The sequence below is a fragment of the Inquilinus sp. NPDC058860 genome (assembly GCF_042743185.1).
Classification (GTDB): domain Bacteria; phylum Pseudomonadota; class Alphaproteobacteria; order DSM-16000; family Inquilinaceae; genus Inquilinus.
In genome coordinates this window covers 165,960-186,336 of sequence record NZ_JBHYMS010000002.1, presented here as the reverse complement: position 1 = coordinate 186,336, position 20,377 = coordinate 165,960, and the positions used below count along the sequence as shown (strand labels likewise).

The window sequence follows — 20,377 nt, the reverse complement described above, 5'->3', positions numbered from 1 at the left end:
GGTCCTCCGCAACCCCTATAGTGCGCGCCATGATGCAGTCCGACAGCATGATGGTGTTCGACCGGGCGCTGGTGCGCCGGCGGCGCGACCGCGCGGCGCCCGGCCTGGCCGGGCACGCCTTCCTGTTCGAGCACGTGGCGGCGCTGCTGGCCGACCGGCTGCTCGACGTCAGCCGCCGCTTCCCGGTGGCGCTCGACCTCGGCTGCCATGACGGCGCCCTGGCCCGGGCGCTGGCCGGCGGCGGCCGGGTCGACGCGCTGGTCCAGGCCGACCTGTCCCCGGCTCTCGCCCGGCGTGCCGCGGAGAACGGCCGGCCGACCCTGGCCTGCGACGAGGAGCTGCTGCCCTTCGGCGAAGGCTCGCTGGACCTGGTGCTGAGCAACCTGTCGCTGCACTGGGTCAACGACCTGCCCGGCGCCCTGCTGCAGATCCGCCGGGCACTGCGGCCGGACGGGCTGTTCCTGGCGGCGATGCTGGGCGCCGGCACGCTGGCCGAACTGCGCGCCGTCCTGGTCGAGGCGGAGACCGAGCTGATGGGCGGCGCCAGCCCGCGCCTGTCCCCCTTCGCCGACCTGCGCGACGCCGCCGGCCTGCTGCAGCGCGCCGGCTTCGCCTTGCCGGTGGCGGATGCCGAGACGGTGACGGTGACCTACGACAACGCCTTCCGCCTGTTCGCCGATCTGCGCGGCATGGGCGAGACCAATGCCGGGCTGAACCGCAACCCGGCACCGCCGCCGCGTGCCTTCTGGCCGACCGTCGCCGCCCGCTACGCCGAGCGATTCGGCGAGCCGGACGGGCGCATCCCCGCCAGCTTCGAGGTGCTGTTCCTGGCCGGCTGGGCGCCGCATGAGAGCCAGCAGCAGCCGCGCCCCCGCGGCAGCGCCACCCGCTCCCTGGCCGAGGCGCTGGGCACGGTGGAACGACCGGTGCGGCAGTAGCCGACGGTCACCGACGGTCACCCCGCCGCGCCCAGCGCCCGCTTCATGACGATGGCGTCGACCGCGGCGGGACCGACCTTGTAGTAGCCCTTGCGGATGCCGGCCTCGCAGAAGCCGGTGCCGCGGTAGAGCGCCAGTGCCGCCGCATTGTCCGTCGCCACCTCGAGGAACAGCGTCGCGGCACCGGCCGCCGTGCAGCGTTCGATCAGCGCGTCGAGCAGCAGGTGCCCGCCGCCCCGGCGGCGCTTGTCGGGCAAAAGGGCGATCGACAGCAGCTCCGCCTCGTCCGCCGCGACCCGGCCCAGGGCGTAGCCGGCCGGCTCTCCCGCCTCGTCCAGCGCGATCAGCGCCAACGCGCCGGGGCCGGCCAGAAGCTGCGCCAGCTGCTCCGGCGCCCAGGCCTCGCCGAAGGCGGATTCGTACAGGGCCGACAGCACCGCGGCCTCGGCCGGGCCCGCCGGGACGATGCGCAAAACGGTCACGGCTTAGGCGCCCGCTGGGCCAGCGGTACCGCGTCGGGTGGCCGGACATAGAGTGGCGGCGGCGGGCCCTCGCGCGCCTGGTCCGCCCGCTCCTCGGCCAGACGGGCCACGGTGGCCGGGTCGATCGCGGCGGGACCGGCCTGGCGGATATCCGGCCGGCCGGCCAGGGCCGGCAGCACCAGACCGGCACCGTCGCCGGCAACGGTCAGGGGGCCGGGCGGGACCCGCGCCACCAGTTCGGCGGCAGGCAGGCACAGCGGCTCGCCCAGCGGGGTGCCGGCGGCGTCGAACAACCGGGCGAAGGGCTCGGCCCGCCGCCCGTCCAGCGCCACCAGGATCGTGCCCGCGGCGACCGGTCCGAGATCGGCCAGCACCGCGTCGAAGCTGGGGATGCCGACGATCCTGCGGCCGGCGCCGAGCGCCAGACCGCCGACCGCGGCGAGCCCGACCCGGAGCCCGGTGAAGGAGCCGGGGCCGGTGGTGACGCCGAACAGGTCGATCTCCCCGGGCACGATGCCGGCCTCGGCCAGCACCTCCAGCACCAGCGGCATCAGCCGGGCCGCATGGCCCTGGACCATCGCCTCGGTCCGTGCCGCGACCACCCGCCCGTCACGCCGCACCGCCACGCCGCAACCGGCGCCGGCCGCATCGAGGCCGAGCACGATCATGCGGCGGGTTCCTATGCCGCATACCCGTGCGGCCGGCCTATCTCTCGCTGCTGTCCTCGGATCCATCATGGTGCTCGCAAACTCCCGGCGAACCCGCCCAGCGCACCATCTACCGTCCGAAGGCTATGATTCACCACTTCGAACGGCGGAGGCTGGACGGCTTTGCCGGATTATTAGATACTTCGGCGTCCGACTTCTAATCTTGAGCAGAGCAGCCATGGGAAGCGCCGCGGCACTTCCGGACATCGTCGATGGAAAGACGGCGGAACGCCTCGCCGAGGGCCAGGCTATCCAGGCCGCGACCATCCTCGGGCGACCGGGCGGCTGGGCCGTCCGCATCCGCTACGGCAGCACGGAGCGCGTGATCGCGGCGCAGCGGTCGCGGCGACCCCGTCTGTGGCGCAACCTGAACACCGCCGCCGCCTATGTCCGAGAGACGCTCGGCATGGCTCGTTTCGATGTCGACGCGACGGCGCATGATCCTGGCGCGGTCGACCGCAGCCGCCCCGACACGGCGGAGCGGCAGCGCCAAGCCCATGAGGCGGCTGAGCATGACCGCTGGTTCCGCGCGCAAGTACAGAAGACCCTGGATGGCATCGCCGCGGGCACGGTCAAGATGATCTCGCACGAGGAGCACACCGCCCGCTGGCAAAAACGCCGCGCCGAATTGCTGGCCCGCCTCACGCGCGATCAGTGATCCGCCGTGCCGCCGCACTTGCAGTGGTCGCTTGATGCCGAAGCCGATCTCGACGAGATCACCGAGTACATTGCGCGCGATGACGTGCTGGCAGCAGTGCAGGTGCGGGATGAGATCGAGCATCGGCTCGAGATCCTCACCAGCCACCCCGAAGGCTGGCGCCGCGGCAGACTTCCAGGCACGCGGGAAATGGTCCTGGCAGGCACGCCATTCATCGGGATCTATCGCGTCGACGACGGCCAAGTGACGATCCTGCGCGTCATCCACGGCGCCCGTCGGTGGCCGCCCTGACGATCACACGATCCGGCAGGCTTCCTCGAAGGCCAGGCGCGGGCGGCGCGGGAATTCCTTGCTGCGGTCGACATAGCCGATATCGACCAGCAGGCTGGAGCGCCAGCGGGTGCCGGAGAGGAAGGCGGCATCGACCTTGCCACGGTCGAACTCGCCCACCAGCCAGCAGCCGAGGCCGAGGCCGCGCGCCGCCATGATGAGATAGGCCGCCTGCATCGCCGCGTCGCGATGCGCCGTCTCCTGCGCCAGATCGGGCCGGGCGGCGAAGCGGATCGCCATCTCCGGCTCGTCCGGCAGCAGCTTCGGCAGGTGCTCGTGGAAGGCCGAATCATAGGCCACGATCGCGGTCACCGGGGCCTGCAGCGTCGCGCCCAGCACCTCCGGATCGACCGATGGCCGCAGCGCCGCCTTGCCCGGCTCGGAGGTGACGAAGACGATCCGCGCCGGACAGGAATTGGCGCTGGTCGGCCCCCGCTTCATCAGATCATAGACCGCGCGGAGAGTCGCCTCCGGGATCGCCTCGTCGAGGAAGGCGCAGCGGTTGCGTGCCTCCCGGAACAGCGTGTCGAGCGCGATCTTGTCGAGCGCCATGGCCGTCTGCCGCAGAAAGTCTCAGCTGGCGGCAGGTAAGCCCATCGCGCGATCCGCGGCAAGCCGCGCGGAATCGAGCTCGACGAGATCGTTCCCACGGATCATGGCCCGGACATCGCGGATATAGGCCGTCCCGCGCGTCGAATAGCGCAGGAGGGTCGACGCCAGGTCATAGCCGTCAAGCTCCTGCCGCGCAGCTCGCAGCGCCGCGCGGCGGGCGCGGAAGGCGGCATAGGCCGGATGGGTGTTGAGGTTGCGGGCGTAGGAGGCGACGCCGTCGATCAGCCGGTCGAAGGCGGCGTAGCGCACCGCCGACCCCGCAGTCTGGCCGAACAGGGCGTTGCGGCGCTGGGCGCTGTAGGACGTGCCCCAGCCCGATTCGACCGCGGCCTGGGCCAGGGCCAGGGACGGCGGCACCACGTCGACCCGCAGCAGCAGCGCGTCGATGTCGCCGTCGGCGACGTCGTAGCGCTCGCTCAGCTCGGCCAGCCAGGCCCGCGAGTCCGCGGAAGGCGCCAGGCCGAGATGCTGCAGCCCCTGCAGGGCCAGCAGCCGGTCGCGATCGTGGCGGATATCCTCGTTCACCCGCAGCACCAGCGGCAGCAGGGCGTTGAAGAACACGTCCTTGCGCAGATCGGTCGAGCCGAGCCGGCGCAGATCGCCCGGCATCGCCTCGACCAGCAGGCGCGGCACCTCGCCCTCGCCGTCCCGCACATCGGCCAGGGCGTAGTCGGCGCTGTCGAAGATCTCGCTGAGCTTGCCTGCGCTGTCGACCTTGAGGACGAGGTCCGAGGTCTTGTCGATCGGCGGCACCGCCGACATCGGCAGAACCTGTTCCTGCTGCGGCGGCAGATCCGCCACCTGCAGCTCGGTTTGATCGGTGGGGGCCGCCGGCTGGGCCAGGGCGGCGAGGGGCACGATCAGCAATAGGCCGGCCAAGGCGGCGGCCGGTCGAAACACACGAAACTGCATGGACCTCGTTCTTGGTTGCGCCCGGGCCAGCGACCCCGGGCGCCCCGCCTATCGGCACGACCGGATCCGCAGGCGCCCCTCGTCTCAGGGGCGCCGCCGGGGGGGAGCGCAGCCCGCCGTCAGGCGACGGCGCGCACCTCCGTCACTTCGGGGATGTAGTGGCGCAGCATGTTCTCGATGCCGGCCTTCAGCGTCATGGTCGAGCTGGGGCAGCCGGAGCAGGAACCCTGCATGTGCAGGTACACCACGCCGTGCTCGTAGCCCTGGAAGATGATGTCGCCCCCATCCTGGGCCACGGCGGGCCGGACGCGGGTGTCGATCAGCTCCCGGATCTGGGCTTCGATCTCGGATTCCTCGGCCGACTGGGGCCCCTCCGCCGCCGTCTCGGCCAGGATGACCGGCCGGCCTGCGGTGAAATGCTCCATGATCACGCCGAGGATCGAAGGCTTCAGCACGTACCAGTCGAGGGTGTCGGCCTTGCTCACGGTCACGAAATCGGTGCCGAGAAACACGCCGGTGACGCCCTCGATCTCGAACAGGCGCTGCGCCAAAGGCGACCGCGCCGCCGAGTCCGGCGACGGGAAGTTGGCGGTGCCCGCATCCATCACCGCGCGGCCCGGCAGGAACTTCAGGCTCGCCGGGTTGGGTGTCTGCTCGGTCTGGATGAACATGGACACGGTTCCTTCGATATGCCCGGCCGTCATGGCCGCGGCGCCGGCAGGGTGAAGACCACCGCCCGGGAGATCAAGACGAAACCGGTCGCGACAGAGTCGCGCGCCAGTTGCGGCCGACCGTCCGGACCGTTGCTTGCGCAACCTCACCGTCCCGACGAGGTCGGATAGGGGGCGGTGATTAAGGCTGATTTGAGGCGGCCGGGCCGGTCATTCAAGATGCCGCAGGGCGTGGCGGGCGATCTTCCACATCGCGGTCGGCAGCCCGGCCTCGCCCAACTGGTCCAGCGATATCAGGATTCCGCCCTCGACCGGCCCCACGAGGCGGCCGGCCGCCACCGTCAGCTCGAAATCGAAATGGGTGAAGCCGTGCCGCACCAGCCCGGGCAGCAGGCGCCAGCCGGTGCCGCCCGGCGCCTCGGCCAGCACCGCGGCGAGTTCCGGCATCGGCTGCTCGAGCCAGGCGGAGGACGGGAATTCCATCATGCCGCCCAGCATCCCCTTGGGCGGCCGGCGGCGCAGCAGCACATGGCCGCGCCCATCGGTCAGCCAGAAGGCCACGGCCCGGCGGGTCGGCTTGGCCGCCTTGGCCAGCTTGGCCGGCAGGTCCTCGGCGATGCCGCGCTTGCGGGCCCGGCAGGGGATGGACCAGGGGCACAGGATGCATTTCGGGCTGCGCGGCGTGCAGATGGTGGCGCCGAGATCCATCACAGCTTGAGCGTAGTCGCCCGGCCGGCGCCGCGGGGTCAGGGCGGCGGCGTGGGTCTTCAGGATCGGCTTCGCCGGCGGCAGCGGCGTCTCCACCGCGAAGATCCGGGCCATCACCCGTTCGACGTTGCCGTCCATCACCGCGGCCGGCCGGTCGAAGGCGATCGCCGCGATCGCCGCCGCGGTGTAGTCGCCGATCCCCGGCAGCTGCCGCAATTCCGCCTCGTCCGAGGGGAACACTCCGCCATGGCGTTCCACCACCAGGACAGCGCAGCGATGCATGTTCCGGGCCCGGGCGTAGTAGCCGAGCCCCGCCCAGGCGCCCAGGACCTCCTCCACCGGCGCCGCGGCCAGGTCGGCCACGGTCGGCCAGCGCCGGGTGAAGTCGAGGAAATAGTCCTTCACCGCCGCCACGGTGGTCTGCTGCAGCATGATCTCGCTGAGCCAGACCCGGTACGGGTCCGCCCGCTGGCCCGGCGGCGCGCGCCAGGGCAGGACACGGCGGTGCCGGTCGTACCAGGCCAGGAGCGCCGGGGCGAAGTCGGCAGGGGCAAATTCGGCGGACGTGGCTGTGTCGGGCATGGCTCGCGTTGCCGCTCGGGGGGTCGTTGCGCCACTATAGGGGGCCGAGTCCCGCAATTCGATCATGCAGTCGCGTCCCGCCGATGAGCCATCCGAGACCCATGGCCGCCCTGGTCCCCGCCCTCGCCCGCAAGGCGCTGGGCGGCGGGCGCAGCGCCATCGGCAGCCTGTTCGCCGACTGGCCGTCGGTGGTAGGCCCGCACTGGGCCGACCGGGCGGTGCCGGAGAAGCTGAGCTTCCCGGCCGGGAAGCGCGACGGCGGCACGCTGGCCTTCAGGGTCGACCCAGCGGACGCCCTCCTGCTGCAGCACGACCAGGACCGGCTGATCGAGCGGATCAACGGCCATTTCGGCTATGCCGCGATCACCCGGATCAAGCTGGTGCAGGCGCCGCTGGCCCGCCGGCCCGCGACACCGCGCCGCCGTTCCCTGACCCCGGCGGAAGAGGCGATGCTGGAGGCGCCGCTGGACGCGGTGGACGACCCCGAGTGGAAATCCCGACTTGCGGCCTTCGGCCGGGCGCTCTATGCCCGGACGCCACCGCGATGAAGTCGGGCGCGATGATGCTGAAATCGGTGCGACGAGGCCCGGATCCCATGGAGATCACCCGATGCTGAAGACCCTGCTCGCCGGCCTGGCCCTGGCCACCGCGACATTCATGGCCGGATCGGCCTCGGCCCAGGACTCCGGAAAGGCCTGGGATCCGAAGATCAGCGACACCGATTACGTGCTCGGCAAGGCCGACGCGCCGGTGACGATGCTGGAATTCGCCTCCTTCACCTGCCCGCACTGCGCCGCCTTCAGCAACGACGTGCTGCCGCAGATCGAGAAGGCCTATGTCGACGCCGGCAAGGTCAAGATCGTGTTCCGCCAGTTCCCGCTGAACGGCCTCGACCTGCGGGCCGGGATGATGGCGCGCTGCGCCCCGCGCGAGCAGTACTTCAACATCACCAAGGTGCTGTTCCAGACCCAGCAGAGCTGGGCCACCGCCGGCGACCCGATCGCGGCCCTGGCGCAGATCGGCGGCATGGCCGGGCTGCCGAAGGACAAGTTCGACGCCTGCCTGGCCGACAACAGCGTCGCCGACGCGATCATCAAGCTGAGCCAGGAGGCGCAGGCCGACTACAAGGTCAACGCCACCCCGACTTTCGTGGTCGAGGGCGAGACGCTGCAGGGCGAGAACAGCTTCGACTCCTTCAAGGCGATCTTCGACCGGAAGCTCGCCGAGAAGGGCGTCGCCACCAACTGACCGCCTGGAGCGCGCCGCCGTGCATTTCGCCCGGCTCCGCCTGTCGGGCTTCAAATCCTTCGTCGATCCGACGGACGTGGCGATCGAGCCCGGCCTGACCGGCGTGGTCGGGCCGAACGGCTGCGGCAAGTCCAACCTGGTCGAGGCGCTGCGCTGGGCGATGGGCGAGAACTCCGCCCGGCGCATGCGCGGCCAGGAGATGGACGACGTCATCTTCGGCGGCACCACCGGCCGGGCCGCGAGAAACCTGGCCGAGGTGACGATCACGCTGGACAACAGCGACCGCACCGCGCCCGGCTGGGACCACGCCGACATCATCGAGATCGTCCGCCGGATCGAGCGCGGCACCGGCTCCGAATACCGGGTCAACGGCAAGCCGGTGCGCGCCCGCGACGTGCAGCTGCTGTTCCAGGACAACGCCTCAGGCCCCGCCTCCCCCGCTTTGGTCAGCCAGGGCCGGATCGCGGCGATGATCTCCGCCCGGCCGGCGGAGCGGCGGCAGATCCTGGAGGAGGCGGCCGGCATCACCGGCCTGCACAGCCGCCGGCACGAGGCCGAGCTGCGGCTGCGCTCGGCCGATGAGAACCTGGTCCGCCTCGACGACGTGCTGGTGCAGCTCGACGCCCAGCTCGGGGGTCTGCGCAAGCAGGCGCGGCAGGCGGCGCGCTACCGCACGATCTCGGAGCAGATCCGCCAGGTCGAGGCGACGCTGCTGCACCTGCAATGGACCGCATCGGGGACGGCCCTGGCCGAGGCCCGGCGTGCCTACGACGCCAACGAGCAGGTGGTGCGCGAGCGCATGATCGCGGCGACCCGCGGCACCAGCGAGCAGGCCGAGGCCGCCGCCGCCCTGCCCGCCTTGCGCAAGGCCGATCTGGATTCGGCAACCGCATTGCAGCGCTTCCTGGTCGAGCGCGAGACGCTGGAGGCCGAGGCCGGCCGGCTGAGCCAGTCGATCCTGGACACCAACCGGCGGCTGGAGCAGGTGACGGGCGACCTGGTGCGCGAGCGCTCGCTGGGCGCCGATGCCGCCCAGGCCCTGGCCAAGCTGCAGGAGGAGCGCGAGCGGATCGAGCGCCAGAGCACCGGCGAGGCCGAGGCCGAAGCCGAGGCCCGCGCGGCGATCGACACACAGCGCGAGATCGTCGACGAGTTGGACGGCCGCCTGACCGCGCTGACCGAGGCCGCCGCCGGCGACGAGGCCCGGCGCCAGAGCCTGGCCAAGCGCCAGCGCGAGCTGGAGGGCCGCCTCTTGGACCTGGCCCGCCGGCACGAGGACGCGCTGCGCCAGATCGCCCAGGTCGAGACCGAGCTGGCCGGCGCCGACGGCGCCGAGGCGGCCGCCCTGGCCCTGGCCGAGACCGAGGCGCGGCTGGAGGCGGCGCAGGAGGCGGTCGAGGCGGCGGAAAGCCGCCGCCAGGCCGCCGATTCGGCCTTCTCCGGCGCCCGCGAGGCCGCCCAGGCGGCGGAGGGCGCCGCCACCCGGCTGAAGGCCGAGGCCGACGGCCTGCGTGCTGCCCTGGGCAGCGGCAAGGGCGGCGACGCCGCCCGCGCGCCGATCCTGGACCAGCTGCGGGTCGAACCCGGCTGGGAGGCGGCGCTGGGCGCCGCGCTCGGCGACGAGGCCTCGGTGCCGGCCGACCGCTCGGCGCCGCTGCACTGGGCCGAGCTGCCCGGCTATGACGACGCCGTGCCGCTGCCGGCCGGCGCCGTGCCGCTGGCCGCGCATGTCACCGCGCCGGCGGCCCTGACGCGCCGGCTGGCCCATATCGGCGTGGTCGAGGATGCGGCGGCGGCCCAAGCGCTGCAGCCGACCCTCAGGCCCGGCCAAGCGCTGGTGACCAGGGCCGGCGGCCGCTGGCGCTGGGACGGGCTGGTGGCCCGGCCGGGCGCCCCCTCCCCCGCTGCGGCGCGGCTGCAGCAGCGCAACCGGCTGGAGCAGCTGGAGGCGCAGCTCTCGACCGCGGCCGAGGCGGCCGAGACCGCGCGGCGGACGGCGGATGCGGCGCGCCAGGCCGCCCAGACAGCCCAGGATGCCGACCGGGCGGCACGGCGCGGCCAGCAGGATGCCGTCGCCGCGGTTGGCCGGGCCCGCGAGGCGCAGAGCAAGGCGGCCCAGGCCGAGGCGGCGCGGCGCAGCCGGCTGGCCGCGCTGGCCGCCCAGGGCGAGCGCCTGGCCGCCGACCGCGACGACGCGGCGCGTGAGCGCGAGGAGGTGGCGGCCGAGATCGCGGCGCTGCCCGACGGCGAGGACCAGCGCCGAGCCGTGAGCGAGATCCGCTCTTCCCTGGCCGAGGCGCGGTCCGGGCTGGGCGCCCGGCAATCCGCGCTGGAGCGGCTGCAGCGCGAGGCCGGCGGCCGGCGCGGCCGGCTGCGCGCGATCGAGAGCGAGGTCCAGGGCTGGGACAGCCGCGCGAGAGGCAGCGCCGACCGGCTGGCCGAGCTGGAGGCGCGGCTGGAGGAAGCGCAGGCGACGCTGCTGGAGCTGGACGCGAGGCCGGCCGAGATCGCCGCCCGGCGCGAGACGCTGATCGGCCGGATCGACGAGGCCGAGCGCCGCCGCCGGATGGCCGCCGACGCGCTGGCGGTGGGCGAGCAGCGCCAGGAGGCCGCGGACCGCGCCCTGCGCGCCGCCGAAGCCGCCCTGGCCGAATCGCGCGAGGCGCGGGTGCGCGGCGAGGCGGCGGTGATCGCGGCCCAGACCGCGGTCGAGGGGCTGCGCACCCGCATCGCCGAGCGGCTGGACTGCGCGCCCGAGGCGGTGGCCGGCCTGGCCGGGCTGACGCCGGACGCACCGCTGCCGGATCAGGAGGACACCGCCCGCAAGCTCGACCGGCTGAACCGCGAGCGCGAGGGCATGGGCCCGGTCAACCTGCGGGCCGAGGTCGAGATCGTCGAGATCGAATCCCAGCACACGCGGCTGTCGGCGGAGAAGGAGGACCTGACCGCCGCCATCGCCAAGCTGCGCCAGGGCATCGCCTCGCTGAACCGCGAGGCGCGGGAGCGGCTGGTGGCCAGCTTCGACGTGGTCGACGGCCATTTCCGGGCGCTGTTCACCCGGCTGTTCGGCGGCGGCAAGGCGCAGCTGGCGCTGACCGATACCGAGGACCCGCTGGAGGCGGGCCTCGAGATCTTCGCCAGCCCGCCGGGCAAGAAGCTGCAGCACCTGTCGCTGCTGTCGGGCGGCGAGCAGGCGCTGACGGCATCAGCGCTGATCTTCGCCGTGTTCCTGACCAACCCGGCGCCGATCTGCGTGCTGGACGAGGTCGACGCGCCGCTCGACGACGCCAATGTCGACCGCCTGTGCACCCTCTTGACCGAATTGGCGGAGGGCGGCCGCACCCGCTTCCTGATCATCACCCACCACCGCATGACGATGGCGCGGGTGAACCGTCTCTACGGCGTCACCATGATCGAGCGCGGGGTCAGCCAGCTGGTCTCGGTCGACCTGGAGCAGGCCATCCGCCACGCCCAGCCGCACCAGCAGGAGCTGGCGATCTGAGGGACGGCGATGTCGCCGCTACCTGCCGCCTTCCCAGGCTGAGAGGTCATTCTCGCCCATCGGTTCGAAGAAATTCGGCACCGAGCCGCTGAGCTGGTCGGACAGGAAGCCGATGCGGAACTTCCTGTGCGGAACCGGAATCAGCTTGGCCACCGGCCTGCCTCGCCTGGCAATCACCACATCCTCGCCCGACAATGCTGCGTCGATGAGCTTGGATAGATTGGCCCTGGCGGTGGAGACGGTCACTTGCATCGCATGCTCCATCGGCTGGTGCTTGGCCGGACTTGCATCCGCGGCAAGAGAGAGAGGACCACCTTTGTCCCTGTTTGTCATGCCCGGGCTTGACCCGGGCATCCAGAGACTGTCGACATTCTCTGGATTGCCGGGACAAGCCCGGCAATGACAGAAAGTGACTCTGAGGCTCCCTACGGCTCCGTCTGGTCCACCTTGACCAGCACCTTGTCGATGCGGTTGCCGTCGAGGTCGATGACCTCGTAGCGCACGCCGTTCTCGACGAAGCTCTCCGCCACCTTGGGCATGTGGCCGAGGTGCCAGAGCACGAAGCCGGCAAGGGTGTGGTAGTCGTCGTCCTCCGAGCGCAGGCCGCGCAGGCGCAGCAGCCGCTCGACCTCGTCGATCGGCGTCATCGCGTCGACCAGCCAGCTGCCGTCGTCGCGACGCACGATCGAGTAGCCGGCGGAATCGATGGTCAGGTCGCCGACCTCGCCGGCGATCGCCGACAGGATGTCGCTCGGCGTCACCAGCCCCTCGACGCTGCCGTATTCGTCGACCACCACGGCGAGGTGGATCGGCGCGCTGCGGAAGGTCTGCAGCAGCTTCAGGGCGGGCGTGCCGTCCGGCACCACCAGCGGCGGCCGCATGGTCTCGGCCACGTCGAACGGGCCGCCCTGCAGCAGGCGGTCGAGCAGGTCCTTGGTCTGGATCACGCCCTCGAGCTCGTCGAGCTCGCCGCGCGCCACCGGGAACCGGCTGCAGCCGCTTTCGGCGATGGTCCTGCGGATCTCGTCCGGGCTGTCCTCGAGGTCGACCCAGACCATCTCGTGCCGCGGCGTCATGATCGAGCGCACCGACCGGTCGGCCAGGCGCAGCACGCCGTCGATCATCTCGCGCTCGGCCTCGACGAAGACGCCGGCCTCGGTGCCCTCGGCGATCAGCGACTTCACCTCCTCCTCCGTCACCGTCTGGGCGGGGACGGAGGAGACGCCGAGCAGGCGCAGCACCAGCTCGGTCGAGCGCTGCAGCAGCCAGACGATGGGGGCGCCGACCGCGGCCACCATCTGCATCGGGCGGGCGACGCGGGCGGCGATGCCCTCGGCGTGGTTCAGCGCGATCCGCTTCGGCACCAGCTCGCCGACGATCAGCGAGAAATAGGTGATGGCGACCACCACCAGGGCGAAGGACAGCCCGTCGGCCCAGGGCCCGACCACCGGCAGGGTCGCGAGCCACTCGCGCACCGGCACCGACAGGGTGGCGCCGCCGAAGGCGCCGGCGAAGATGCCGACCAGGGTGATGCCGACCTGCACGGTGGACAGGAGGCGGTTCGGGTCCTCGGCCAGGGCGAGGGCGGCGCGGGCGCCGCGATGGCCCTGTTCGGCCATGCCCTGGAGCCGGACGCGGCGGGCGGAGACCAGCGCCAGTTCCGACATCGCGAAAAAGGCGTTGAGCAGGATGAGGGCCACGACGATGACGATTTCGACGATCATCGGCGGCTTCTAGACGGAGGTTCGTCCGTCTCTTCGCTATGGGAAGCTGGCATAATGCCGGTTGAGATAGCCGGTCGGGCGCCCCCGCGTCCACCTTCATGGCCGTCATGATTGGATGGGCCGCGGTCGGCGGGGGTCAAATCTGCCCGGATCAGCGTGGGTTACACCGGCATCCCGATCATCATCTGGAACTCGCGGCGCAGCTGCGGATCGTCGCGGAAGGCGCCGACCATGCAGCTGGTCACCATCTGGGTGCCGTGCTTGTGCACCCCGCGCGTGGTCATGCAATGGTGCTGCGACGACACCATCACCGCCACGCCGCGCGGCTTCAGCACCTGGTCGATCGCCGAGGCGATCTGCGCCGTCAGCCGCTCCTGGATCTGCAGCCGCTTGGCATAGGCGTCGACCACCCGCGCCAGCTTGGAGATGCCGACCACCCGGCGGTCCGGCAGATAGGCGACATGCGCCTTGCCGATGATCGGCACCATGTGGTGCTCGCAATGCGACTCGAAGTCGATGTCGCGCAGCAGCACCATCTCGTCGTAGCCCTCGACCTCCTCGAAGGTGCGGGACAGGAGCTCGACAGGATCCTGGTCGTAGCCGCGGAAGAATTCCTCATAGGCCTTCACCACCCGCTTCGGCGTGTCGCGCAGGCCCTCGCGGGCGACATCCTCGCCGGCCCAGCGCAGCAGCACGCGCACCGCTTCCTCGGCCTCGGAGCGGCTCGGGCGCTGCTCGACCGCGCGCGCATGCTGCTGCGCTGCGGCGTTGGCCGCCACGGGGGTGAAGGGGTTGCGGGTCATGATGCCGGCATCTCCGGGCGATTGTCGTTGGCGGTGCGATTCGGCGCTGCGGCCCGGACCGGGGCTGCGAATCTAGGAAAGTGGTCTGTCACGTCAGTTCAGCCGGATCGTACGATGCGGGCTGTCCAGCGAAAAGGCCGGGATCGCCACGTCGAAACGCTCACCCGACGGAGTCTCCATCTGATAGGTGCCGACCATGATGCCGGACGGCGTGGCGATCGGCGCCCCGCTGGTGTACCGGAAGTCCTTGCCGGGCTCGATCACCGGCTCGACCCCGACGACGCCGGGGCCGCGCACCTCCTGCACCCGGCCGTACTCGTCGGTGATCCGCCAGTAGCGGCTGCGCAGCTGCACCCGCTCGCGCCCGTGATTGGCGATGCGGACATGATAGGCCCAGACGTAGTGGTTCTCGTCGGGCGAGGACTGGTCCTCGAGATAGGTCGGTTCGACCGACACCTCGATCGCCCGGGTTTCCGCAGTGTACATCTCGTCGATCCGCTGGCGGGCGCCGTCGCGCCGGGACTCCCGATCAGACTATATGGGACGCTGCAGCGTCGCGTCCAATCGCGACGCCGTCGGGGATTCGAATCCGATTTCGACCCGGTCATTGGCCGGTTCCGCCTGCCCCGGCGGCGCCGGCAGCAGCGGATCGGCCGCGCCGGCGCCGGCGACCGTGATCCGCCCCGCCGCGATCCCGGCTGCCTTCAGCCGCTCCGCCACCAGCCTGGCCCGCCGCAGCGACAGGCGCTGCGCCGCCGCCGAGTCGCCGCCGGCATCGGCGTGGCCGGTGACGATCAGGCGCGGCGCCGGCCCCTTGGCGCGGCGCCGGGCGTCCTCGACCACCACGGCGGCGATGGCGGCCGTGCCGTCCGGGGCCAGCCCGGCCTTGCCGGGCAGGAAGAAGACATAGCGGATATCGGCCGAAAGCGCCCGGTCCACCGGCACCGAATCGGGCAGCTCGATCTTGTCGCGCGACGGCACGCACCCGGCCGCCAAGCCTGCCAGAGCCGCGCATATCAGCACCGCAACGAACCGCATCGTCCCCGTCGTCCCGTCTCCGTCCCGCCCGCAGCATAGGGCGAGGTGACGGCAACGGCGAGGCGGCATTCCCGCCTCGCTTCGATCCGGCGGTTGGCCGGAGCGGATGGAGGTGGCTACCATGCCGCCCGACGAAGCAGCGGCTGGAGGATCATGCGCATCGCCATCATCGGGGCCGGGTTCACCGGCTGCCTGCTCGCGGTCCAGCTCCTGCGCCGCTCGGCCGGGGCGGCGAAGGTCGTGCTGATCGAGCGCGGCGGCCCGCCCGGCCGCGGCATGGCCTATGGCACGCCGCATCCGGCGCATCTGCTGAATGTGCGGACCGCGAATATGAGTGCCTTCCCGGACCAGCCGGAGGATTTCCAGAGCTGGGCCCGGGCGCATGGCGCCGGCGACGAGCCCTACCTGCCGCGCCGGTTCTACGGCGACTATCTCGGCGAGACACTGGCTGCCGCCGGCCGCGACTTCCCCGGCGGCCTGACCATGCTGGCGGACGGCGCGGTGGGGCTGGACCGCGATCCGACCGGGGTGACGGTGCGCCTCGCCTCCGGCCGGACCGAGCCGGCCGACATCGCGGCGCTGTGCACCGGCAACGCGCCGCCTTCGGCCCCCGTGCCGCTGCCGGATGCGCCGGGACGGATCCTGGTCGGGCCGGAGGATGCCTGCCTGCCCTCGATCCTGCCGGACGAGACCGTGCTGATCCTCGGCACCGGCCTGACCATGATCGACATCGCCGCCGGCTTGGCGGCGCAGGAGCATCGCGGCCGTATCCTGGCGCTGTCACGGCGCGGCCTCCTGCCCCGGCCGCATCGCGACGTCGCCAGCAAGCCGGCGGCGCTCGACTCCGCCGAGTTCGTCGGCCGGCCGGCGCTGGCGGTGCTGCGCCGGATCCGCGCCCTCTGCCGGGAGGCGGAGGCCGCGGGCGGCGACTGGCGGGCGGTGATCGACGGGCTGCGGCCCTTCACCCAGGCGCTGTGGCGGGGCTGGGACGAGGTGGAGGCCGGACGCTTCCTGCGCCATCTGCGGCCCTGGTGGGACGTGCACCGGCACCGGGTGGCCCCGGCCATCGCCGACCGGGTCGGGGCGATGATCGCCTCGGGCCAGCTGCAGGTGCTGGCCGGGCGGCTGCGGACGGTCACGACGATCGGGGATGGGCTGGCGGTGACGCTGCGCCGGCGCGGCGCTGCGGCGGACGAGACCCGGGAGATCTGCCGCCTAGTCCTGGCCAGCGGACCGGAGACCGACCCGGCGCGCACCGACGACCCGCTGCTGCGGTCGCTGATCGCCGGCGGCGCGGCGCGGCCGGACCGGCTGCGCCTCGGCCTCGATGTCGACGCCGTGGGGCGTCTGATCGGCCATGACGGCCAGCCCTCGCCCCGGCTCTACGCGCTCGGCCCGCCGACCCGCGGCGCCTTCTGGGAGATCACGGCGGTGCCCGACATCCGCAAGCAATGCGCCGAGGTGGCGGCGGCGATCCTGAAGGGCGACACCGTCCCGCCCCCCGCCAAGCCGGGATTCGACCCGGGGATATAGCGTAGGTTGGGTTCGCGGAAGCGAACCCAACATCGTGCCGGCGTCGGGATGTTGGGTTCGCCTTGCGGCGAACCCAACCTACGACCGGCGGTGCCTTACCGCACCTTCCCTTCCTTCCAGGCCTGCAGCAGGCTGTCATAGGCCACGGTCTGGCCTTTCTCCTTCTCGTTCTCCAGCTTCGGCTTCGGCGCGCCGGGCTGGTCGTACCAGTACTGGGCGTCCTTCTCCTCGTTCAGCTTCGGCCCGCAATCGCCGAGATTGCCGGCCCGCTCCAGCCGCGCCAGCACCTGATCCTGCTGCTTGGCCAGGTTGTCCATCGCCTGCTGCGGCGTGACCTCGCCCGTGACCGCCTCGGCCACGTTCTGCCACCACAGCTGCGCCAGCCGCGGATAGTCGGGGACGTTGGTGCCCGTCGGGGTCCAGGCGACGCGCGCCGGGCTGCGGTAGAACTCGACCAGCCCGCCCAGCTTCGGCGCCATCTCGTCCATCGCCTTGGAGCGGATGTCGCTGTCGCGGATCGGGGTCAGGCCGACCTGCAGCTTCTTCAGCGACGTCGACTTGCAGATGCAGAACTGGGCGTACAGCCAGGCCGCCTGCTGCCGCTCCTTCGGGGTGCTCTTCAAGAGGGTCCAGGAGCCGCAATCCTGGTAGCCCAGCTTCATCCCCTCTTCCCAGTACGGGCCGTGCGGCGAAGGCGCCATGCGCCATTTCGGCGTGCCGTCCTCGTTCACCACCGGCAGGCCGGGCTTGGCCAGATCGGCGGTGAAGGCGGTGTACCAGAAGATCTGCTGGGCGATGTTGCCCTGGCCCGGCACCGGCCCGGCCTCGGAGAAGGTCATGCCGGCGGCCTCGGGCGGGGCGTACTTCTTCAGCCACTCGATGTACTTGGTCAGCGCGTACACCGCCGCCGGGCCGTTGACGTCGCCGCCGCGGGTGACGCTGGAGCCGGCGGGGCGGCAGCCCTCGACCCGGATGCCCCATTCGTCGACCGGCAGGCCGTTCGGGATGCCCTTGTCGCCGCCGCCGGCCATCGACAGCCAGGCATCGGTGAAGCGCCAGCCCAGCGACGGGTCCTTCTTGCCGTAATCCATATGGCCCCAGACGCGGACGCCGTTGATTTCCTTCACCTTGTTGGTGAAGAAGTCGGCGATGTCCTCATAGGCCGACCAGTTCAGCGGCACGCCCAGGTCGTAGCCGTACGCCGCCTTGAACTGCTCCTGCAGCTTCGGGTCGGTGAACCAGTCGTAGCGGAACCAGTACAGGTTCGCGAACTGCTGGTCCGGGATCTGGTACAGCTTGCCGTCCGGGCCGGTGGTGAAGCTCTTGCCCATGAAGTCGTCGACGTCGAGCGTCGGCAGGGTGAAATCCTTGCCGTCGCCGGACATGAAGTCGGACAGCGGCACCGCCTGGCCGTAGCGGAAATGCGTGCCGATCAGGTCGCTGTCGTTGACGTAGGCGTCGTAGATGTTCTGGCCGGACTGCATCTGGGTCTGCAGCTTCTCGATCACGTCGCCTTCCTGGATCAGGTCGTGCTTCAGGTTGATGCCGGTGATCTCGGAGAAGGCGCGGGCCAGCGTCTTGGCCTCGTATTCATGGGTGGTGATCGTCTCCGACACCACGTTGATGTCCATGCCGCGGAACGGCTCGGCCGCCTTGATGAAGAACTCCATCTCCTTCAGCTGCTCGTCCTTGGACAGCGTCGAAGGCTGGAACTCGGTGTCGATCCACTTCCTGGCGTTGGCCGTCAGCTGTTCGGCGCCCTGGGCGAAGGCCCGGCGGGCGAAGCCCGGCAGGGCGCCCGTCAAAGCGATACCGGCGCCGAGGGCGGAGGCGCCGCGCAGCAGGTCCCGGCGGTGGACCGGGAACCCGCCCGGCCCGTGCAGCATCTTGGTCATGATCTCTCCCCGTCTAGACAGATGTTGAAACCGCCCCGTTGGCCGGGGCCGGTCCGGACCTGCGTCAGCTCATCCGAACCGCATCACCGCGATCATCCAAGCCACGGCGATCGCGAAGCCGTACCAGAGGCTGCCCGAAGCCAGCCCGATCCAGGCGAGATGGATGTAGGCGGCGCCGAGCAGGCCGATGAACAGCCGGTCGCCGCGGGTGGTGACAAGCGGCAGGACGCCGCGCCGGGGCACCGAGGGCGACACGAACTGCCACAGCGTCATCGCCGCCAGCAGCGCCGCGATGCCGCAGAAGAACCAGGCGGTGGGCGGCGTCCAGGCCATCCAGTCCAAGGTCATGGCGCGGCCTCCTCACACCCGGCCCAGGGCGAAGCCCTTGGCGATGTAGTTGCGGACGAACCAGATCACGATCGCGCCGGGCACGATGGTCAGCACGCCGGCGGCGGCCAGGAGCGACCAGTCCATGCCGGCGGCGCTGACCGTGCGGGTCATGGTGGCGGCGATCGGCTTGGCCTCGACCGAGGTCAGGGTCCGGGCCAAGAGCAGCTCGACCCAGGAGAACATGAAGCAGAAGAAGGCGGTGACGCCGATGCCGCCGCGGATCAGCGGCACGAAGATGGTCAGGAAGAAGCGCGGGAAGGAGTAGCCGTCGATATAGGCGGTCTCGTCGATCTCCTTCGGCACGCCGGACATGAAGCCCTCGAGGATCCAGACCGCCAGCGGCACGTTGAACAGGCAGTGCGCCAGCGCCACGGCGTAGGGCGTGTCGATCAGCCCGAAGGCGGAATAGAGCTGGAAGAAGGGCAGCAGGAACACCGCCGGCGGCGACATCCGGTTCGACAGCAGCCAGAAGAACATGTGCCGGTCGCCGACGAAGCGGTACCGGCTGAACGCATAGGCCGCCGGCAGCGCCACCAGCACCGAGAGCGCCATGTTCATCAGCACATAGGTGATCGAATGGATGTAGCCGGAATACCAGGACTGGTCGGTGAAGATGGTGGCGTAGTTGGCGAAGGTCAGGGTCTGCGGGAACAGCGTGAACCCGGACAGGATCTCGCGGTTCTCCTTCAGCGACATGCTGACCAGCCAGTAGATCGGCAGCAGCAGGAACAGCATGTACAGGATCAGGATGACGGCCCGGGTGCGGCGGTTCATGACGCGTCGGCTTTCCCGATGTTGGTGATGACCGTGTAGAACAGCCAGGAGAACAACAGGATGATCAGGAAGTAGATGATCGAGAACGCCGCGGCGGGCCCCAGGTCGAACTGGCCGACCGCCATCTTGGTCAGCTCCTGGCTCAGGAAGGTGGTGGCGTTGCCGGGCCCGCCGCCGGTCAGGACGAAGGGCTCGGTGTAGATCATGAAGCTGTCCATGAAGCGCAGCAGCACCGCGATCAGCAGCACGCCCGACATCTTCGGCAGCTGGATGTAGCGGAACACCGCCCAGCGCGAGGCGCCGTCGATCCGCGCCGCCTGATAGAAGGCGTCGGGGATCGAGCGCAGCCCGGCATAGCCCAGCAGCGCGACCAGCGACGTCCAGTGCCAGATGTCCATCACCAGCACGGTGATCCAGGCGTCGAACGGGTCGCCGGTGTAGTTGTAGTCGAGGCCCAGGCGGTTGATCAGCACGCCGGCCAGGCCGATGTCGGGCCGGGCGAAGATCTGCCAGATGGTGCCGACCACGTTCCAGGGAATCAGCAGCGGCAGCGCCAGCACCACCAGGGTGACGGACACGGCCCAGCCCCGCGCGGGCATGCACAGCGCCACAAGCACGCCGAGCGGGATCTCGATCGCCAGCACGCAGAAGCTGAAGATCAGCTGGCGGCCGAGCGCCGCCTGCAGCCGATCGTCCTGCAGCACCTGCTCGAACCATTCGGTGCCGACGAAGACGCCCTGGCCGGGGCCGAAGATATCCTGCACCGAGTAGTTCACGACCGTCATCAGCGGGATGATGGCGCTGAACGCGACCAGCAGCACGACCGGGACGACCAGGAACCAGGCGGCGTTGTTGGGAGTCTTGTCCATG

General features: G+C 71.1%; 22 protein-coding genes. 7 read left to right on the top strand and 15 right to left on the bottom strand.

Annotation, left to right across the window (positions count from 1 at the left end; all coding sequences use genetic code 11):
- Positions 1-29 precede the first annotated feature (29 nt).
- The gene (locus tag ACFW16_RS02410; RefSeq protein ID WP_380301486.1) at positions 30-938 is read left to right on the top strand and encodes a methyltransferase domain-containing protein; all 909 of its coding nucleotides are present in this window, start codon (positions 30-32) and stop codon (positions 936-938) included.
- Positions 939-955: 17 nt separating this feature from the next.
- On the opposite strand, the gene rimI is transcribed toward ACFW16_RS02410, so the two are convergent.
- Complete coding sequence (gene rimI / locus ACFW16_RS02405; protein ID WP_380301484.1) at positions 956-1,420, bottom strand: ribosomal protein S18-alanine N-acetyltransferase; 465 nt, start codon at positions 1,418-1,420, stop codon at positions 956-958.
- Positions 1,417-2,088, bottom strand: coding sequence for a tRNA (adenosine(37)-N6)-threonylcarbamoyltransferase complex dimerization subunit type 1 TsaB (gene tsaB, locus ACFW16_RS02400; protein WP_380301482.1), 672 nt, complete (start codon positions 2,086-2,088; stop codon positions 1,417-1,419). Before tsaB ends, rimI begins: the two co-directional genes overlap by 4 nt.
- Positions 2,089-2,305: 217 nt before the next feature.
- Here tsaB and ACFW16_RS02395 point away from each other — a divergent pair, with 217 nt between their 5' ends.
- Both ACFW16_RS02395 and ACFW16_RS02390 read left to right on the top strand, forming a co-directional pair.
- Positions 2,306-2,785 carry a hypothetical protein gene (locus tag ACFW16_RS02395; RefSeq protein ID WP_380301480.1) on the top strand — a complete coding sequence of 160 codons (480 nt, stop codon included), beginning with the start codon at positions 2,306-2,308 and terminating at the stop codon, positions 2,783-2,785.
- 6 nt (positions 2,786-2,791) lie between these two features.
- On the top strand, positions 2,792-3,076 hold the full coding sequence (locus ACFW16_RS02390; protein ID WP_380301478.1) for a type II toxin-antitoxin system RelE/ParE family toxin: 285 nt from the start codon (positions 2,792-2,794) through the stop codon (positions 3,074-3,076).
- Between the two features lie 3 nt (positions 3,077-3,079).
- Here ACFW16_RS02390 and ACFW16_RS02385 read toward each other — a convergent pair whose 3' ends face one another.
- The 4 genes from ACFW16_RS02385 to mutY all read right to left on the bottom strand — a co-directional run bounded on the left by ACFW16_RS02385 (position 3,080) and on the right by mutY (position 6,600).
- Entirely contained in the window at positions 3,080-3,667 is a 588-nt protein-coding gene (locus ACFW16_RS02385) for a malonic semialdehyde reductase (protein WP_380301476.1), read from the bottom strand.
- Between the two features lie 21 nt (positions 3,668-3,688).
- Complete coding sequence (locus ACFW16_RS02380; protein WP_380301474.1) at positions 3,689-4,639, bottom strand: glucosaminidase domain-containing protein; 951 nt, start codon at positions 4,637-4,639, stop codon at positions 3,689-3,691.
- A gap of 119 nt (positions 4,640-4,758) precedes the next feature.
- Positions 4,759-5,310: a NifU family protein gene (locus tag ACFW16_RS02375; RefSeq protein ID WP_380301472.1), complete on the bottom strand. Its 552-nt coding sequence runs from the start codon at positions 5,308-5,310 to the stop codon at positions 4,759-4,761.
- 210 nt (positions 5,311-5,520) lie between these two features.
- Entirely contained in the window at positions 5,521-6,600 is a 1,080-nt protein-coding gene (mutY, locus tag ACFW16_RS02370; protein WP_380301470.1) for an A/G-specific adenine glycosylase, read from the bottom strand.
- A gap of 101 nt (positions 6,601-6,701) precedes the next feature.
- Here mutY and ACFW16_RS02365 point away from each other — a divergent pair, with 101 nt between their 5' ends.
- The 3 genes from ACFW16_RS02365 (at position 6,702) to ACFW16_RS02355 (ending at position 11,350) form a co-directional block, all read left to right on the top strand.
- Positions 6,702-7,148, top strand: coding sequence for a DUF721 domain-containing protein (locus tag ACFW16_RS02365; protein WP_380301468.1), 447 nt, complete (start codon positions 6,702-6,704; stop codon positions 7,146-7,148).
- 61 nt (positions 7,149-7,209) lie between these two features.
- Complete coding sequence (locus ACFW16_RS02360; protein WP_380301466.1) at positions 7,210-7,848, top strand: DsbA family protein; 639 nt, start codon at positions 7,210-7,212, stop codon at positions 7,846-7,848.
- A gap of 19 nt (positions 7,849-7,867) precedes the next feature.
- Positions 7,868-11,350 (top strand): AAA family ATPase, encoded by a 3,483-nt coding sequence (locus tag ACFW16_RS02355; protein ID WP_380301464.1) that lies wholly within the window; start codon positions 7,868-7,870, stop codon positions 11,348-11,350.
- An 18-nt stretch (positions 11,351-11,368) separates the two neighbouring features.
- On the opposite strand, the gene ACFW16_RS02350 is transcribed toward ACFW16_RS02355, so the two are convergent.
- The 5 genes from ACFW16_RS02350 to ACFW16_RS02330 all read right to left on the bottom strand — a co-directional run bounded on the left by ACFW16_RS02350 (position 11,369) and on the right by ACFW16_RS02330 (position 14,858).
- Complete coding sequence (locus ACFW16_RS02350) at positions 11,369-11,602, bottom strand: type II toxin-antitoxin system Phd/YefM family antitoxin (protein ID WP_380301462.1); 234 nt, start codon at positions 11,600-11,602, stop codon at positions 11,369-11,371.
- Between the two features lie 173 nt (positions 11,603-11,775).
- A complete protein-coding gene (locus tag ACFW16_RS02345) occupies positions 11,776-13,074 on the bottom strand; it encodes a hemolysin family protein (RefSeq protein WP_380301460.1) in 1,299 nt (432 codons plus the stop codon).
- A 161-nt stretch (positions 13,075-13,235) separates the two neighbouring features.
- Positions 13,236-13,877 (bottom strand): GTP cyclohydrolase I FolE, encoded by a 642-nt coding sequence (gene folE / locus ACFW16_RS02340; protein WP_380301458.1) that lies wholly within the window; start codon positions 13,875-13,877, stop codon positions 13,236-13,238.
- A gap of 93 nt (positions 13,878-13,970) precedes the next feature.
- Positions 13,971-14,363: a Co2+/Mg2+ efflux protein ApaG gene (gene apaG, locus ACFW16_RS02335; RefSeq protein ID WP_380301456.1), complete on the bottom strand. Its 393-nt coding sequence runs from the start codon at positions 14,361-14,363 to the stop codon at positions 13,971-13,973.
- A 48-nt stretch (positions 14,364-14,411) separates the two neighbouring features.
- A complete protein-coding gene (locus tag ACFW16_RS02330) occupies positions 14,412-14,858 on the bottom strand; it encodes an OmpA family protein (RefSeq protein WP_380301454.1) in 447 nt (148 codons plus the stop codon).
- Between the two features lie 210 nt (positions 14,859-15,068).
- Between ACFW16_RS02330 and ACFW16_RS02325 the strand changes: the two genes are divergently transcribed.
- Positions 15,069-16,448, top strand: a complete 1,380-nt coding sequence (locus ACFW16_RS02325) for an FAD/NAD(P)-binding protein (protein WP_380301453.1) — start codon at positions 15,069-15,071, stop codon at positions 16,446-16,448.
- A 95-nt stretch (positions 16,449-16,543) separates the two neighbouring features.
- Here the strand turns inward: ACFW16_RS02325 and ACFW16_RS02320 are convergent, their stop codons facing one another.
- From ACFW16_RS02320 to ACFW16_RS02305, 4 genes are all read right to left on the bottom strand, one after another.
- On the bottom strand, positions 16,544-18,343 hold the full coding sequence (locus ACFW16_RS02320) for an extracellular solute-binding protein (protein ID WP_380301451.1): 1,800 nt from the start codon (positions 18,341-18,343) through the stop codon (positions 16,544-16,546).
- Positions 18,344-18,412: 69 nt separating this feature from the next.
- A complete protein-coding gene (locus ACFW16_RS02315) occupies positions 18,413-18,691 on the bottom strand; it encodes a DUF2160 domain-containing protein (RefSeq protein ID WP_380301449.1) in 279 nt (92 codons plus the stop codon).
- Between the two features lie 12 nt (positions 18,692-18,703).
- Positions 18,704-19,507, bottom strand: coding sequence for a carbohydrate ABC transporter permease (locus ACFW16_RS02310; protein ID WP_380301447.1), 804 nt, complete (start codon positions 19,505-19,507; stop codon positions 18,704-18,706).
- A complete protein-coding gene (locus tag ACFW16_RS02305; RefSeq protein WP_380301445.1) occupies positions 19,504-20,376 on the bottom strand; it encodes a carbohydrate ABC transporter permease in 873 nt (290 codons plus the stop codon). Before ACFW16_RS02305 ends, ACFW16_RS02310 begins: the two co-directional genes overlap by 4 nt.
- Between the last annotated feature and the right edge of the window lies 1 nt (position 20,377).